Annotated in this window: 9 protein-coding genes; 8 read left to right on the plus strand and 1 reads right to left on the minus strand. The window is 68.8% G+C overall.

Translation table 11 applies throughout. From position 1 onward, the window contains the following. The first annotated feature begins 60 nt into the window (after positions 1 to 60). Positions 61 to 1,446 (plus strand): hypothetical protein, encoded by a 1,386-nt coding sequence (locus ACGFY5_RS14845; protein ID WP_392720513.1) that lies wholly within the window; start codon positions 61 to 63, stop codon positions 1,444 to 1,446. Positions 1,447 to 1,451: 5 nt separating this feature from the next. On the opposite strand, the gene ACGFY5_RS14850 is transcribed toward ACGFY5_RS14845, so the two are convergent. Further along, positions 1,452 to 3,803, minus strand: coding sequence for a glycoside hydrolase family 2 protein (locus ACGFY5_RS14850; protein ID WP_392720154.1), 2,352 nt, complete (start codon positions 3,801 to 3,803; stop codon positions 1,452 to 1,454). A gap of 142 nt (positions 3,804 to 3,945) precedes the next feature. On the opposite strand from ACGFY5_RS14850, the gene ACGFY5_RS14855 reads away from it, so the two are divergent. From ACGFY5_RS14855 to ACGFY5_RS14885, 7 genes are all read left to right on the plus strand, one after another. Beyond that, positions 3,946 to 5,106, plus strand: coding sequence for a DUF418 domain-containing protein (locus tag ACGFY5_RS14855; protein ID WP_392720155.1), 1,161 nt, complete (start codon positions 3,946 to 3,948; stop codon positions 5,104 to 5,106). A gap of 53 nt (positions 5,107 to 5,159) precedes the next feature. Beyond that, positions 5,160 to 6,506: a diaminopimelate decarboxylase gene (gene lysA, locus ACGFY5_RS14860; protein ID WP_392720156.1), complete on the plus strand. Its 1,347-nt coding sequence runs from the start codon at positions 5,160 to 5,162 to the stop codon at positions 6,504 to 6,506. 144 nt (positions 6,507 to 6,650) lie between these two features. Beyond that, positions 6,651 to 7,397 carry a 4-hydroxy-tetrahydrodipicolinate reductase gene (gene dapB, locus ACGFY5_RS14865; protein ID WP_392720158.1) on the plus strand — a complete coding sequence of 249 codons (747 nt, stop codon included), beginning with the start codon at positions 6,651 to 6,653 and terminating at the stop codon, positions 7,395 to 7,397. Positions 7,398 to 7,495: 98 nt separating this feature from the next. Continuing rightward, positions 7,496 to 7,702, plus strand: a complete 207-nt coding sequence (locus tag ACGFY5_RS14870; protein ID WP_392720159.1) for a hypothetical protein — start codon at positions 7,496 to 7,498, stop codon at positions 7,700 to 7,702. Beyond that, positions 7,699 to 7,950 carry a phosphopantetheine-binding protein gene (locus ACGFY5_RS14875; RefSeq protein WP_392720160.1) on the plus strand — a complete coding sequence of 84 codons (252 nt, stop codon included), beginning with the start codon at positions 7,699 to 7,701 and terminating at the stop codon, positions 7,948 to 7,950. Before ACGFY5_RS14870 ends, ACGFY5_RS14875 begins: the two co-directional genes overlap by 4 nt. After that, a complete protein-coding gene (locus ACGFY5_RS14880; protein WP_392720162.1) occupies positions 7,947 to 15,077 on the plus strand; it encodes an amino acid adenylation domain-containing protein in 7,131 nt (2,376 codons plus the stop codon). Before ACGFY5_RS14875 ends, ACGFY5_RS14880 begins: the two co-directional genes overlap by 4 nt. Further along, a complete protein-coding gene (locus ACGFY5_RS14885) occupies positions 15,074 to 15,931 on the plus strand; it encodes a class I SAM-dependent methyltransferase (RefSeq protein WP_392720163.1) in 858 nt (285 codons plus the stop codon). Before ACGFY5_RS14880 ends, ACGFY5_RS14885 begins: the two co-directional genes overlap by 4 nt. Positions 15,932 to 15,935: the final 4 nt, after the last annotated feature.

A 15,935-nucleotide genomic window follows, 5' to 3' on the forward strand; every position in this document is an offset into this window, starting at 1 on the left:
CGTAACGAGGCGCCGTTCAGCGCGAGGAGCCGCCCCGTGAACAAGTCCCCGCTGCGAAGGATCGTCTTCGCGATCGCGGTTGCCCTCGGAGTACTCGCGCCGGGCTCCGTGGCGCAGGCGGCCGCTCCGGCGACGGCGCCTTGCCCGACGAACCTGGCCGGTCGTGCCACCTGCTACACCGGGCAGGACGCCAACGGGGCGTACTACGCGATCGCGGTGCCCACCGGCTGGAACGGCTCCCTGGTGGTGCACGCGCACGGCGGCCCCGACCTGGGTGCCGCGTCGGATCCCGCTCGCAGCCTCGACGACCTGAACCGCTGGGCGGTACTCGTCGACCAGGGCTACGCCTGGGTCGGCTCCTCGTACCGCCGTGGCGGCTACGGCACGCGGATGGCCGCCGCCGACACCGAGAACGCGCGCCGGGTGTTCGTCGACCGGTTCGGCAAGCCGACGCGGACCCTCCTGCACGGACAGTCGTGGGGAGGCGACGTCGCCGCCAAGGTCCTGGAGACCTACGCCCACCGGCACGGCCCATACGACGGCGCGCTCCTGACCAACGGCGTCCTCGCCGGCGGCTCGCGCGGCTACGACTACCGCGTCGACCTGCGGGCCGTGTACCAGTACTACTGCCGGAACCACCCGCGGCCGAGCGAGCCCCAGTACCCGGTCTGGCAGGGACTGCGCGCGGACTCGACGATGACAGCGGCCGGACTGCGCGCGCGCCTGCGCGAATGCACCGGCTACGACGCCGCGCCGGCGAGTCGGACGGCCCTCCAGCAGCGCAACCTCACCGACATCCTTGCCGTGACCCGCGTGCCGGAGCGCACGCTGGAGTCGCATCTGACGTTCGCGACGTTCACTTTCCGCGACCTCGTCCACAACCGCCTCGGCGACCGCAATCCGTTCAGCAACCAGGGCGTGCAGTACTCCGGCTCCCACGACGACGCCGCACTGAACGCGGGAGTCGAACGGTTCGCCGCGGACCCGTCCGCGGTGCGCGACCTGTCCTACGACAGCGACCTGACCGGCCGGGTCTCCATTCCGGTACTCACCCTCCACGCGATCGACGACCCGACCGCTTTCGTCGAGCACGAGGCCGCCTACCGGGCGACGCTCGAGGGCGCCCACCGCGACCAGCATCTCGTGCAGACGTTCACCAGGGAGAGCGAGCACAGCGGGCTGAGCACCGCCGAGTACGCCAACTCCCTCACCGCCCTGGACACGTGGGTTCGTTCCGGACGGAAGCCGACTCCCCAGTCGATCGCGTCGTCGTGCGGCACGTTCGACGCCCGATACGGCACCGGCTGCTTCTACGAGCCGGGGTACCGGCCGGCGTCGTACGCCAGCCGGGTCGAGCCCAGGCCGGGCGGCCGACGCTGGCCGGCACTCAGTGCGGCCGACGAGGCTGCCGCCAGCCGCATCGAGGGCGTCGGCATCGCCCCCTGACCGGCTCAGAGCCGCAGCACCGACGCCAGATCGGTGAGAACCCACGGTGCCCTCACCGCACCGGCGTCCAGATCGATCGGCGCACGAACCCGGAACACGACGGACTCACCGGCCAGCAGCGTGACGAAACCCCGATCGGCCACCGCCTCCGGATGGATCCGATCAGCCTGCAGGAGCACGTCCCGGGCCAACCCCGCCGACTCGACGTGGACGTCGAGCCCGCCACGAACCGGCTCGACACTCACCGCCAGATCGACGTCCGGATAGGGAAAGTCTTTGTCCGGAACGCCGAACCACAACGCACGCTCACCGTCCAACCGGGCGACGAGAAAGTCGGAGGTGTCGGCGAACGGAATCGGCACCAGCTCCACCGACCGGGGCGCGACCGTGACCTCGAAGAACTGACGCTCGACGCTCAACCGGCCGCTCCACGGCTGGGCACTGTCGTTGAGTACGCCCACGACCAGCCCACCGTCGCGGGGCTGGATGGTCAGGGCCCGCTCGGCGAACAGCTCGCGCAGCGCGAAGTAGAGCGGCTTGTACCGGCCGGCGCCGTCGATCGCGGCCCAGGAGGTGACCGGCCACAAATCGTTGAGCTGCCACACGATGGAGCCGCCGGTGTGCGGCCAGTGCGAGCGCCAGTGCTCGACGCCGGTGCGAACGGCGCGGACCTGGTTGAGCTGGCTGAGGTAGTGCCAGGCTTCGACGCCGGCGGGCACCCCGAAGTGCGGAGCGAGTCCGCGCGCCAGCTTGCCGTTGCCGTCCTCGGCCTTCTGGTGGTGCAGCACACCGGGCGAGTCGGGCAGCAGCGGCTCGTCGGACACCGCGTCCCGCAGCGTGCGCCAGGCGGGAGGCGCCTGCCAGCCGAACTCGGCGACGAACCGCGGGGCCGAGTCGCGGTAGTTCCCGTAGTCCTCCCGGTTCCACACCTCCCACGAGTGGAACGTGCCGTGGTCGGGGTCGTTCGGCGGAAGGTCGCGGCTGCCGGGCCACGGGCTGCCGGCCTGGTACGGCCGGGACGGGTCGAGTTCGGCGGCGATGGCCGGCAGCGTCTCCAGGTAGTACTTCTCGCCCCAGCTCCGCTCGGACGACCAGCCCATGGCCTCGTGCAGCCACAGGTTCTCGTTGTTGCCGCTCCACGTGATCAGGCTCGGATGCGCGGCCAGCCGGACGACGTTCTCGCGCGCCTCGGCGACGACCTCGGAGGAGAGCGGCTCCTCCTCCGGGTAGCAGGCGCAGGCGAACAGGAAGTCCTGCCACACCAGCAGGCCCAGCTCGTCACAGACCTCGTAGAACGCGCGGTCCTCGTAGATGCCACCGCCCCACACCCGGATCAGGTTGACGCCGGCGTCGGCCGCTTCGCGCAGCCGCCGTTCGTAACGCGCGCGGGTCATCCGGGACGGGAAGATGTCGTCGGGGATCCAGTTGACGCCTTTGACGAGCACGGGCTCGCCGTTGATCCGGATCGTGAACCCGCCGCCGGTCCGGTCGATGTCCACCGTCCGGAAACCGGTGCGCCGGCTCCACCGGTCCAGCACGGCGTCGCCATCGAGCAGTTCGACGGTCAGCTCGTAGAGCGCCGGCTCTCCGTATCCGCGCGGACCCCACGGCGTGACATCGCCGGCGTCGACAGTGGCGCGGGCAGTGGTTTCCTCGCCGGGCAGGTCGAGGACGGCGATCTCCCGACCATCGAGCAGCACGCGGGCACGCAGGTCGCGCGCACGGGTGCGCTCCACGTCGAGGTTCAGGTCCAGCATGCCGACGCCGTCGCGAAGGGTCGCGAGGGGAACCAGAGTGGCCAGCCGCGCCGTGCTCCAGCCCTCGAGCCGCACCGGCCGCCAGATACCGGCGGTGACCAGCGTCGGGCCCCAGTCCCAGCCGAAGCTGCAGGCCATTTTGCGGATGAAGTTGAACGGCTCCGGATAGGCGTTGGGCCGCGGTCCGAGCTCCTCGCGGAGGGCCTCGGCCTCGGTGTAGGCGGACGTGAACCGCACGCGCAACGGTCGCGGCGTTGCGTCGATCGACGGCGTCACGTCGAACCGGTAGGAGCGGTGCATGTTGCGTGTCGCACCGAGCGGCACGCCGTCCAGCTCGATCGCGGCGACAGTGTCGAGCCCTTCGAAGACCAGGTCGATCCGTTCCAGCTTCGGGCCGTGCCACGCGATGTCCCGGTCGTAGGTCCAATCGGTCCGGCCGACCCAGGCCACTGCCGTCTCGTTGTCGTCGAGGAAGGGGTCGGGGATCAGGCCGGCGTCGAGCAGATCGGTGTGCACGCAGCCGGGCACTGTCGCGGCGGAGGCGGCGCCGCCGTCCGACGAGAGCGTCCACGAACCGCCGAGATCCTGCTCGGAAATCATCGAATCGTCAGTCGCGCAGGAGCTCCGGCGGTGCGGCATGCTGTCGACGCTATGACCATCCGGGGCCAATATCGACCTTGGTCGATGATTCAGCGACGAAAGCCCGCTGAAAGCCGGACGCCCCGGACGCTTGCCTGAAGGCATGACCGCCGCTAGCGACCCGGACACCCGGGCCCTCGCACCCGATCTGGCCCGGGGCGCCATGCTGCTGTGCATCGCGCTGGCCAACTCGCACTACTTCCTGCGCGGCCCGGCCGTCCTCGGTGGTTATCCCACGGACGGCTCGAGCCTCGACGCAGCCGTGACCTGGCTCCTCTCGACGTTCGTCGACGGACGGGCTTTTCCGCTGTTCGGGCTGTTGTTCGGCTACGGCGTGGCCCGGATCGCGGCCCGACAGGCTGCGCGCGGCCCCCGGGGCGTGCGCCGATTGCTGTGGCGACGCGCGCTGGGGCTGATCGGCGTCGGGTTCCTCCACGCGGTGCTGCTCTACGTCGGCGACATCCTCGCGGCGTACGGCGTCCTGCTGCTGGTCGGCGCGTGGCTCGTGCGCTGGCCGGACCGGCGGCTGCTGGTGCTGGCCGGAGTGTTCTTCGCGCTCGGCGCGCTGCCGAGCGGCGACTCGTCCGCGATCAGCACCGAGCCGCCGGGCCCGGAGATGCTGCCACCCGACCTTCCGACGATGATCGTCGGACGAGCGCCGGTCTCGGCCTTCATCGCTCTGCTCGGACCGATCGGCTTCCTGTGCCCGTACGCGCTCGGACTGTGGGCAGGGCGCCGCCGGATCCTCGAGCAGCCGGAGCGCTACCTCGGCCTCCTGCGCGCCACCGCGGCCGGCGGGCTGGCCGTCGCCGTGTTCGGCGCCCAGCCGATCGCACTCGTCCTGGCCGGGGTGATCGGACCGCCCGACCGCTCGACGCTGGAACTGCTCGGCCCGCTGCACGACGCGACGGGCGTCGCGGGCGGCTGGGGCTACGCCGCGGTGCTGTCGCTCGTCGCGCTGCGGTTCGCGAACCGTCGCGGACCTGTGATCGATGCGATCGCGGCGACCGGCCAGCGGTCGATGACGTGCTACCTGGCGCAGTCCGTGGTCTGGGCGATCACGTTCACGCCGTTCCTGCTCGACCTGTCCGGCACGCTGACCGTCGCCGGCACCGCACTGCTCGCGACGTCGACCTGGCTGGTCACTGTGGTCTCAGCCGACGTGATGCGACGGCGCGGGTGGCGCGGGCCGTTCGAAGTGCTTCTCCGACGCATCACGTACCGGCCGTTAGGCGACCCTAACCAGATTTGTGTCACAGTGTAACGGCACTGCTCCACAGAGCACGTGGAGAAGCCGACAAGATGGGATGAATCCGGATGACGTTGCCGGAGTTACTACCCTCGCTGCGGACATCACTGGCACCACGATTGGCGGCCGAGCTGTGGCCGCTGACCGCGCGGCCCGACCGACGGGGAGACCTGCGGGTCGGCGGCGTCTCGCTCATGGCGGTCGCGGAGGAGTTCGGCACCCCGACGTACGTCCTCGATGAGGCGGACGTCCGGCTCCGCTGCCGGCAGTACGTGGCAGCATTTCCCGAGGTCGCGTATGCCGCCAAGGCGCTGCTGTGTGGTGCGGTCGCGCGTTGGATCGACGAAGAGGGCCTCTCGCTGAACGTCTGCTCGGCCGGTGAGCTGGCGGTGGCCCGCGCCGTCGGATTTCCGGCGGAGCGGATCGTGCTGCACGGCAACGCCAAGACACCGGACGACCTGCGGGGAGCGACGGAATACGGCGTCGGCCGGGTCGTGATCGACTCGGTCGGGGAGGTGGACCGGCTGGTCGCGCTCTCCGACGACACGGCGCCGCAGCAGGTGCTGTTGCGCGTCATTCCCGGCGTCGACGCCGGGACGCACGCCGCGCTGACGACCGGCGTCGAGGAGCAGCAGCTCGGTCTCTCGCTGGCGACCGGCGCGGCGGCCGACGCGGCACGCCGGGTACTCGGGCAGAACGCGCTGCGGCTGACGGGTGTGCACTGCCACATCGGCTCGCAGGTCACGCGGTTCGGCGGGTACGAGCGCGCGATCGGACAACTGGTCACGTTCCTCGCCTGGATCCACCGGGAGCGTGGCACCGACGTCCCGATGGAGCTCGACCTGGGAGGCGGTCACGCGGTGCCTTACGTCGAGGGCGAGCAGGCCTTCGCGGTGGAGGCCTTCGCCACCCGCATCCGCCAGCTGCTGACCCTCGAATGCGAGCGACACCGGATCCCGGCGCCACGGCTGACCGTCGAACCGGGTCGGGCGATCGTCGCCCGGGCCGGCGTGACGCTGTACCGCGTCCTCGCGCTGAAGACGACAGCGGGCGGCCGGAGGATCGTCGCCGTCGACGGCGGCATGGGCGACAACCTGCGACCGGCGCTCTACGGCGCCCGCTACACCGTCCGGCGCATCGGCCGGCTCACCAGCGCGCCGACGAGCAACGCCACAGTGGTGGGGCGGTACTGCGAAGCCGTCGACGTGCTGGCCCACGACGTGCCGCTGCCCGAGGACATGGAGCCCGGGGACGTGCTCGCGATGCCCGGCACCGGCGCCTACCACCACTCGATGGCCAACAACTACAACCTCGTCGGACGTCCGCCGCTGGTCGTGGCGCACGACGGCGAGGCCCGGCTGGCGATCCGCCGGGAAACCACAGTGGATCTCCTCAGTCGCGACTGCAGCCTGTAGGGCTGGTGCGCGTTGCCAGCACGTCGTAACCAAGTGACAGTCTGCGCACACAATCGGAGGTAAGGCTGCCCTAATCTCATCGGCAGGCCTCTCCCCCGCCACGGGAGCACGGCGCCCGTCCCTCTACTTAGGATGGCTTACGACATGACTTCAGTTGCGGTATTGGGAGCTCGCGGACGCATGGGCGTAGCGTCGGTCCGCGCAATCAATGCCAGCTCGGACATGAGCGTGGTCTCCGAGATCGACATCGACGACGACATCCAGGACGTCGTCGACAAGAATGCCGACGTCGTGCTCGTTTTCTCGCCCCCGGACGTCGCCCACGACCACGTCCAGTGGTGCATCAAACAGGGGATCCACGTCGTGGTGGGAACATCCGGCTTCGACGAAGAATCCGTAGACCGGATCCGCACCGCTCTCGTCGGACGAGACGACGTCAACGTGTTCGTCGTTCCGAACTTTTCGGTGGGCGCGGTGCTTGCGACCCGGTTCGCGACGCTGTCGGCACCGTTCTTCGAGTCCGTCGAGATCATCGAATTCCACCATCCCGGCAAGGTGGACGCCCCGTCGGGCACGGCGTTGCGCACGGCCGAATTGATCGCTCGCGCTCGCAACGAAGCGGGGCGCTCTCCGTCGCCCGACGCCACCGTTCTCGACCCCCACGGGGTGCGCGGCGGACAGATCGAGGGAATCGGTGTCCACGCGATCCGAGTCAGTGGATTCATGTCCTCACAAGAGGTGCTGTTCGGGAACGACGGCGAGACCATGACCCTGCGGTACGACTCCGTTTCTCGCGAGTCGCTCATGCCGGGAGTTCTCAGCTCGATTCGTGCCGTCTCGAATCTCCCCGGGGTGACGGTCGGTCTCGACGTCGTGCTGGGCCTGGATTAGGTCTCGATACCGACGCTGGGAACCTCTCCCCCGCCACCCTGCGCGATGCCGCCAAGGCACGCGACTGGCTCGACATCCTGTCCCTCTCCGCAGGCCCGATGGACTCCGGCGAGCGTGGCCAGCTCGAAGTGTCCGCCCAGCTCGGGAACCGCCTCGCCGCGTACGCCGCGGTCACGAGTCCGCTGCTGGTCATCGGATTCGCCGACGACCGGATGATCCCGACCTGGCTCTGCCGGGAAGTGGCCGATGCCGTGCCGGGCGCGTCGGGAGAAGAACACACGTCCACGAAGAAGGAGTTCCGATGAAGCTGACCACCGAGCAACTGATCGCCGACGTCGCCGACGTGTTGTATCTCGATCCCGCAGAGGTCGACTACGACGTGAGCCTGAGCGACCAGGGGATGGACTCGGTGCGTCTCATGGAGCTGGTGGAGCGGTGGCGCAGCGCGGGAGTGGAACAGATCGACTTCATCACCCTCGCTGAGGACTCGAGGCTGGGTCACTGGATCGAGGTGTTCGCGAAGCTCCAGGACGGTAGCGAAGTGGCTTCATGACGGCTCTTGATCGCGTGGAGCTGACTGCGAGCCAGCGGGGTAACTGGGTGGCGCTGGGACTTGCTCCGGATTCTTCGGTGTTCTGCGCGGGTCAGGTGTTGTGGCTGAATGGTGCGGTTGACCCGGTCGTGTTCGCGTCGTCGGTGTCTGTCGTGTTCGCGGAGACCGATGCGTTGCGTGTTCGTTTCGGGGCCGACGATGGTGTTCCCTTTCAATACGTGGACGCCACGAGGACGCTCGAGACGGAGATCGTGGAGTCCGGCCTCGACGATGATCAGATTCGGGTGATGGCCCGGGAGTATCTCGCTGGGATGCCGGGCGAACCGTCGACGTTTTCGGCTCTTGTCCGTCGGGGGGACGGGACGTGGGCGTGGATTCTGGTCACGAACATTCTGCTCGTTGATGGCTACAGCGTTTCTCTGTTCGTTCGCCGGGTGGCTGAGGTTTACGCTGCGGCGCAGGCTGGTGATCCGGTGCCGAAGCGTTGGTTCGGTGGTTTGCGGGACGTTGTCGAGCGTGGCAATTCTGGGATCGACGAGGGCGTGGCTTATTGGAGTGGCGTCCTCGGAGTCGACGCCGTCGCTGCGGAGGACCTTTCCGGGGCCTTTGTCGCCTCGTCTCGGCCGGTTGTTGTTCCGGTACCTGATCACGCGTCCGCGAGTATCCAACAATGCGCGCGTGCTGCGCGGGTGTCGTGGACTGATTTCGTCATCGCTGCGTGGGGTGTGTATACCGCTCTGGTCGAGGGTCGTGACCAGGTAGCGGTTCGTGTTCCGCTGATGTTGCGTGACGGTCGTGAGTTGTTGAGGACGCCGAGTGCGATCTCGCGGACGATTCCAGTGGTTGTTCCGATCAGCCCGTATCAGACGTTCGGCGCGGTCCTGACGATCGTCGCGGAGCAGTTGAAGGCGTCGCGGCGTCACACGTCTGTTGAGGACCATGCGCTCGCTCGCTTGTGGCCGGGGGGCCAGGCGTCGTACTTGGCGTTTCCGACGATCAACATCAGGTTGTTCGAGTCGGCGCCGCAGCTGGGTGACGTGGTGGTGGTTCCGGAGACGATCAGTACCGGTCCGGTGGGGTCACTTGATCTCGCGGTCTACCGGAACGCGGAGTCCGGGATCCGTCTCGAGGTGTCCGTCGGCTCGGCCACCGGCGACGCGATCGAGCACGCCGAGCAGTTCGGTCGGTTCCTCGAGGGAGTTCTCGAGGGGCGCACACTCGCTGAGTTGAGCGCCGCTCCGGATGGTGGGCATGCGGCGCGTGGCGAGGTGCTCGATGTCCCGCCGGTGACGGTGGATGGGTTGCTGCGCCGCCAGGTGGCGGCCGGCCCGGACGCGGTCGCCCTCGTCGATGACCAGGGCATCGAACTCACCTACGCCGAGCTCGACGCGCGGATCAACGCTCTCGCGCACTCCCTCATCGACAAGGGTGTACGGATCGGAGATCGGGTCGCGGTCGTCATGCCCCGCTCAGCGGATCTGGTGGTCGCACTCGCCGGGGTGTTCCGCGCCGGAGCGGCGTACGTGCCGATCGACCCTGGCTACCCCGCCGAGCGCATCGAGCACATTCTTCAGGACGCCGCGCCTCGTGTGGTGATCACCGATCTTGAGACCGCCGACGTGCGGGTGACCGCGCCGGATTTGGCGCGGCCGTTGCACGGGTCGGATGTCGCGGTGGTGATTTTCACGTCGGGCACGACGGGCCGGCCGAAGGGCGTCGCGATTTCGCATCGTGCGCTGGTGAATCGTCTGGCGTGGGGTGAGCGCGTACTGAAGTACGGACCGGACAGTGTGGCGTTGTCGAAGAGCGGTGTGGGTTTCGTGGATGCGGTCACCGAATTGTTCGGGCCGCTGGTCGCCGGGGCTCGGGTCGTGGTGGTCCCCGGCCACGACCCGGCGAAGTTGGCGGAGACGGTTGCCCGGCACGGTGTCACGCATCTGCTGAGCGTGCCCAGCCTGGCTGACGTGCTGGTCCGCGGGCCCGCGGACTTGGCGTCGGTCCGGCATTGGGTTTCCTCCGGCGAGGCGCTCAGCCGGAACACCGCCGAGGCGATGCGAACCGCCGCCCCGCACGCGGTGCTGCACAACTTCTACGGATCCACCGAGGTCACCGGTGATGCGACCGCGGCGGTCGGCACCTCGATCGGTGTTCCGGTGGCGAACACCTCGGTGCGGGTTCTCGACAGCTGGTTGCGTCCGGCGCCGGTCGGCGAACTCTACGTCGGCGGGGTCCAGCTCGCGGATGGGTACGTGGGGCGCGCGGGCCTGACCGCTGAGCGGTTCGTGGCCGACGACCACGGCACACGCTTGTACCGCACCGGCGACATCGTGCGCTGGAACGCCCAGGGCCAGCTGGAGTACCTGGGCCGCAGCGACGACCAGGTCAAGATCCGCGGGTTCCGCATCGAGCTCGAAGAAGTCCGCGCGGTCCTCGAAGAACACCCCGCGGTGTCGAGCGCAGCGGTCATAGCCCGGGATCACCCCGCCGGCGGCACGTATCTCGCCGCCTACGTCACCGGTCACGAGCAGGTCGACCTGCGCGAGTACCTCGCCCGATCGCTGCCCGATTACATGGTGCCCGCCACGATCACGCGTCTGAACGCCTTCCCCGTCACCCCCAACGGGAAGCTCGACCGTCGAGCATTGCCCGAACCGGAACTGGCCGTTGCCGAAGGCCGGGCACCACAGACCGACACCGAGATCGCTCTCGCCCGGGTGTTCCGCGAGGTACTCCACCTCGACGCGATCGGCGTCGACAGCGACTTCTTCCGCATGGGCGGACACTCCCTGCTCGCCACCCGAGTCATCGCACGCGCGAACGCGCTCCTCGGCTCCGCCCTGACCCTGCGGGACATCTTCGACCACCCCAGCATCAGCCAACTCGCCCAGATCGCCGCTGCCACGGGGGTATCCCGGGTGCGGATCGGCGACCTGCCACGCCCTGCCGTGCTCCCCGTCTCCCACGGACAACAAGCCCTCTGGCTGATCGATCAGCTGGGCGGACCGGGCGGCCGGTACGTCGTGCCGGTGGCGCTCCGCTTGTCCGGCGACCTGGATCCTGACGCCCTGATCACGGCGGTACGGGACGTGGTTTCCCGGCACGAGTCACTGCGCACCCTCTTGGCGCAGACAGACGGCACACCACATCAGGTCGTCATCCCAGCGAAGGAAGCGATCGACCGGCTCACTCTGCTCGTCGAGGACGTCAGAGGTGTGGATGCCGCTGGCCGCGTGGCCGCTGTGGTGCGGACCGGTTTCGAGCTCGCGATCGAACTTCCGATCCGCGTCGCCCTGCTGCGCACCGGCGACGACGAGTGGGTATTCGTCGTCGCGGCACATCACCACGCGGTGGACGAATGGTCGTTCCCGTCGCTGCTGCGCGACGTGTCGACCGCCTATCGGGCGCGGGTCGCGGGCCAGGAGCCGGACTGGGCGCCACTGCCGGTGCAGTACGCGGACTACGCGATCTGGCAACGCCACGTCCTGGGCGAGGCATCGGACTCCAGCTCACTGCTCTCCCAGCACCTTGCCTACTGGTGTGACGTGCTCGCGGATGCGCCTGCGGAGTCCACGATCACTCCGGACCGGGCCCGGCCGGTGGCGCCGACCCACCGCGGTACGGATCTCCGGTTCACCGTCGATCCGCGGGTGGTGACCGGTCTGCGGCGCGCCGCGGACGCGCAGGGCGTGAGCATGTTCATGATCGCCCAGGCCGCGACCGCGTTGACCGTGTCGGCGCTGGGCGCCGGTGAGGACCTGGTGATCGGTTCACCGGTCGGTGGGCGCACCGAGGACCGCCTGGAAGACCTGGTCGGATACTTCGTGAACACGCTCCCGATCCGCCACCGGTTCCGTGCCGGTGACTCGATCGCCGACGTACTGCAGAACACCAAGCGGACGGTGCTCAACGGGTTCGAGCACCAGGCCGCGCCGTTCGAAGAAATCACTCGCGCGCTGGGCACCGAGCGATCCGTCGGCCGCAACCCGCTGTTCCAAGTCATGGTCACCCATCGCGTCGCGGAGATCCGCCGCGACGGGGGGCTGCGGCTCAGCAATGTCACGACGGCGTCGACTCCGACCTCGGTGGAAGCGGTCAAGACCGATCTCGACCTCGACATCGTCGATTCGCCAACCGATCTGAGTGGGAAGCTCTGCTACGCGACCGACCTGTTCGATGCCGCGACCGCTGAGCGGTTCGTTGCCGTTTTCACGTCGGTGCTGGAGGCGATCGCTGCTGGCCCGGAGGCGCGGATCGGTGAGCTGGACCTGGTACCCGCGCCGGAGCGGCAGCAACTCGATGGGTGGTCGCGTGGTGAGACGGTCGATGATCCCCAGGTAACGCTCGACGAATTGGTGCGCCGGCAGGTAGCGGCGAGGCCGGACGCGGTCGCAGTCACCGCTGATGACGGCACTGAGCTCCACTTCGGCGAATTCGACGCACGGGTCAACGCGCTCGCGCACCTCCTCGTCGAGAAGGGCGTGCGGGTCGGGGATCGGGTGGCAGTCGCCCTACCCCGCTCAGCCGACTTGGTGGTCGCACTCGCTGGAGTGATCCGCGCCGGAGCGGCGTACGTGCCGATCGACCCCGACTATCCCGCCGAACGCATCAACCACATCCTCGAGGACGCCACACCACGCGTGGTGATCACCGAACATTCTGCGGGCCGGCTGGCCATCGACGACGAACCCCTGCCGCAGCACCTCGATGCCGGCGGGATCGCCCCGCCCCAGTTGTCGCGTCCACTGCTCCCGGCGGATGCCGCGTACGTGATCTTCACGTCCGGCACCACCGGACGCCCCAAAGGCGTTCAGGTCACCCACCACGCGATCGTCAACCGCCTGAGGTGGATGCGGAACGACTACCAGATCGGTGAGTCGGATCGGGTCCTGTTGAAGACCCCGTTCATCTTCGACGTATCGGTGTGGGAGTTCTTCCTACCGCTGGTCACCGGCGCCACGGTGGTCGTGGCGCGGCACGGCGGACATACGGATCCGCACTACCTGCTCGACGTGATTGACCGCCGCGAAGTGACTGTCGCTCATTTCGTGCCGTCGATGCTGCAGGCCTTCCTCGCCTCGGACCCGAGCCGGACGTCGGTGAAGTCGGTGCGGCGGGTGTTCTTCTCCGGCGAGGCGTTACCCGTGTCGCCGGCGATCGGTGCCGTCGAGTTGTTCGAGCACGCGGACCTGCACAACCTCTACGGGCCGACCGAGGCGGCGGTGGACGTGACCGCTCAGCCGGTGGTGCGGGCCGAGCTCGTCGATGCGGTGGGGGTGCCGATCGGTGTTCCGGTGGCGAACACCTCGGTGCGTGTCCTCGACACGTGGTTGCGTCCGGTGCCGATCGGCGTCGCCGGTGAGCTCTACCTGGGCGGGGTGCAGCTCGCTGACGGGTACGTGGGGCGCGCGGGCCTGACCGCCGAGCGGTTCGTGGCCGATGATCAGGGTGCGCGTTTGTACCGCACCGGCGATGTCGTGCGGTGGAACGCCCAGGGCCAGCTGGAGTACCTGGGCCGCAGCGACGACCAGGTGAAGATCCGCGGCTTCCGGATCGAGCTGGAGGAGATCCGCGCGGTCCTCGAACAGCACCCCTCGGTGTCCGGCGCAGCGGTCGTCGCCCGGGATCACCCGGCCGGCGGCCAGTATCTCGCCGCCTACGTCACCGGCCACGAACCGGCCGACCTGCGCGAGCACCTCGCCCGATCGCTGCCCGATTACATGGTGCCCGCCACGTTCACGCGTCTGGACGCCTTTCCCGTTACCGCGAACGGGAAGCTCGATCGCCGTGCGCTACCCGAGCCGGAACTGGCCGTTGCCGAGGGCCGGGAACCGCAGACCGACACCGAGATCGCTCTCGCCCGCGTGTTCCACGAGGTACTTCACCTCGACGAAATCGGCGTCGACAGCGACTTCTTCCGGATGGGCGGCGACAGCATCTCCGCGACCCGGCTCGTTGCCTCCGCGCGTGAGCACGGTCTGACGTTCGGACTGCGTGATGTGTTCGTGCAGCGCACGATCAGCGCCCTCGCTGCGCTGCTCACGCCCTCGATCATTTCGGCCGAGCCGATTCTCGTTCCGACGTCCGCCGCCCTCGAACGCTTACGCGAGGCGAATCCTGCACCCGACGAGTACGTCTTCACCGAACTCATCGAGCTGCCCGCGCAGTCGACGAGCGAGTCGATCACTTCGTCTTTCCGAGCGCTCGTGGCCGACACGGACGCGCTTCGCCTCTCGGTCGACGCCACCAGCCGGCGACTCTGGTTCACCCACCTCCTCCCTCCGGGGACAGTGGAGCCCCCGACTGTGGAGTTGCCCGCCGACACGGCGATCAGGTCGGCCGCCGTTGATCTCCTCGACATGTCGGCCGGCCGTCCGGCCGCGCTCGCCTTCGCACGCACCCCCGAGCAGACGGTCGCAGTGCTCGCCGTCCACGCGGCGATCGTCGACCGGGCCTCTCTGCACCGGCTGGCGGAGGCACTTCAGCGGTCCGTGTCCGGCGCAGCGGAGGTGCCCCGCTCACCAGCGCTCGTGCCCGCGCTCGAAGCCATCGAAGCAGCCGGCGACGCGGTCGCTACGGATGGCCTCGATCGCTGGAGAGTCCTCCTCGCCCGAGCGCAGACGCCCGACGAAACCGCGTTTGTTCCGGCCGCCGTCGCCACCTTCCGCTGGGACGACGCTCTCACCGGCGACGTCGTCCACGAAGCCCTTCGCCGCGCATTCCGCGCCACGGGAGTCGCGCGACTGATCGGCGGCGCGATCGACGAAGAAGTATCGCTGACTACTCACTTCGACGCACCGTCAGTCGGTCCGTTCACCGCGGCCACCACCGTTTCCCTCGACGAGACCGAGCCGACCAGAACCGCCGAACTGGCACTGCTGCGCTACCACAACAAGACCGGACGCAGGGCATTGCGGCGAGCACCCTTCCCCGCGGTGATCATCACCCGGGTGTACGGGCCGGATGGCGACTCAGCGGCTCCAGAGGGCACCGAGCAGCTGTATCGCGCCGTCATCCGATATCGCATCGATCCGGGCGCGACAACACTCACATTCCTCGGCTTCGCCGAGCACGTGGTCACCGCTCTCCGAAAAGCCTTGCCGGATGCACGGAAAAGGATTGGCTCATGACGAGGAACGTTGCCAGCACGCCAGACAACACAGCGGTACGAACCGCGCTGTGGCGCGCCTTGCACACGCACGTCGACGAGCCCCCGCACGTCCTCGACGACGTGGTGGGCGCCCGACTCGCACAGGACGACGACGAATGGCTCGAGCGCGGCGACATGGCCCCCGCCTACAGCCGGGGGAAGCGAGCCACGATCGTCGGGCGGGCACGGCTGACCGAGGACCTGGTGGCGGAGGCCGCGAGCCGCGGCGTGGATCAGTACGTGATCCTCGGCGCCGGCTTGGACACCTACGCCCAGCGTCATCCCGATGCGGGGTCGTCCATCACCGTCTTCGAGATCGACCAGCCGGAAACACAGGCGTGGAAGCGGAACCGGTTGATCGAGCTCGGATATGACGTCCCGGAGTGGTTGCGCCTGGTGCCGGTGGACTTCGAGGCGCACGACGACTGGTGGGACCGGTTGCAGGCGGCGGGGTTCGATACCTCACGTCCCGCGGTGGTGTCCTGGTTGGGCGTCACGATGTATCTGACCGAACAGGCCACGACGGCGACGCTCGAGCGGGTGGCCAGTCTGCCCCCCGGCTCCACGCTGATCCTGACGTTCTTCCGTCCCATCGAGGATCTCGACCCCGAGGACGTACCGATCCGGAAAGCCTCCCGGGAGGGTTCCCGGCGGGCCGGCACTCCGTTCATCGGCTTCTACACCCCCGACCAGATCAGCGCGCTGGCGCGACAGGCAGGGTTCGCTGCCGTCGACCACGTCTCGGCCACCGACCTGACCCGTCGCTATTTCGCGGACCGCACCGACGGCCTCCGACCGGGCAGCGGCGAAGAAGCCCTGATCGCCACCGTCTGACCAG

The organism is Cryptosporangium sp. NPDC048952 (assembly GCF_043197895.1).
Lineage (GTDB): Bacteria > Actinomycetota > Actinomycetes > Mycobacteriales > Cryptosporangiaceae > Cryptosporangium.

Bases quoted from the DNA above. Each gene is read 5' to 3' on its own strand.
- ACGFY5_RS14850 (WP_392720154.1), bottom strand. From the start codon at position 3,803: ATGATTTCCGAGCAGGATCTCGGCGGTTCGTGGACGCTCTCGTCGGAC.
- ACGFY5_RS14855 (WP_392720155.1), top strand. From the start codon at position 3,946: ATGACCGCCGCTAGCGACCCGGACACCCGGGCCCTCGCACCCGATCTG.
- lysA (WP_392720156.1), top strand. From the start codon at position 5,160: ATGACGTTGCCGGAGTTACTACCCTCGCTGCGGACATCACTGGCACCA.
- dapB (WP_392720158.1), top strand. From the start codon at position 6,651: ATGACTTCAGTTGCGGTATTGGGAGCTCGCGGACGCATGGGCGTAGCG.
- ACGFY5_RS14870 (WP_392720159.1), top strand. From the start codon at position 7,496: ATGGACTCCGGCGAGCGTGGCCAGCTCGAAGTGTCCGCCCAGCTCGGG.
- ACGFY5_RS14875 (WP_392720160.1), top strand. From the start codon at position 7,699: ATGAAGCTGACCACCGAGCAACTGATCGCCGACGTCGCCGACGTGTTG.
- ACGFY5_RS14880 (WP_392720162.1), top strand. From the start codon at position 7,947: ATGACGGCTCTTGATCGCGTGGAGCTGACTGCGAGCCAGCGGGGTAAC.
- ACGFY5_RS14885 (WP_392720163.1), top strand. From the start codon at position 15,074: ATGACGAGGAACGTTGCCAGCACGCCAGACAACACAGCGGTACGAACC.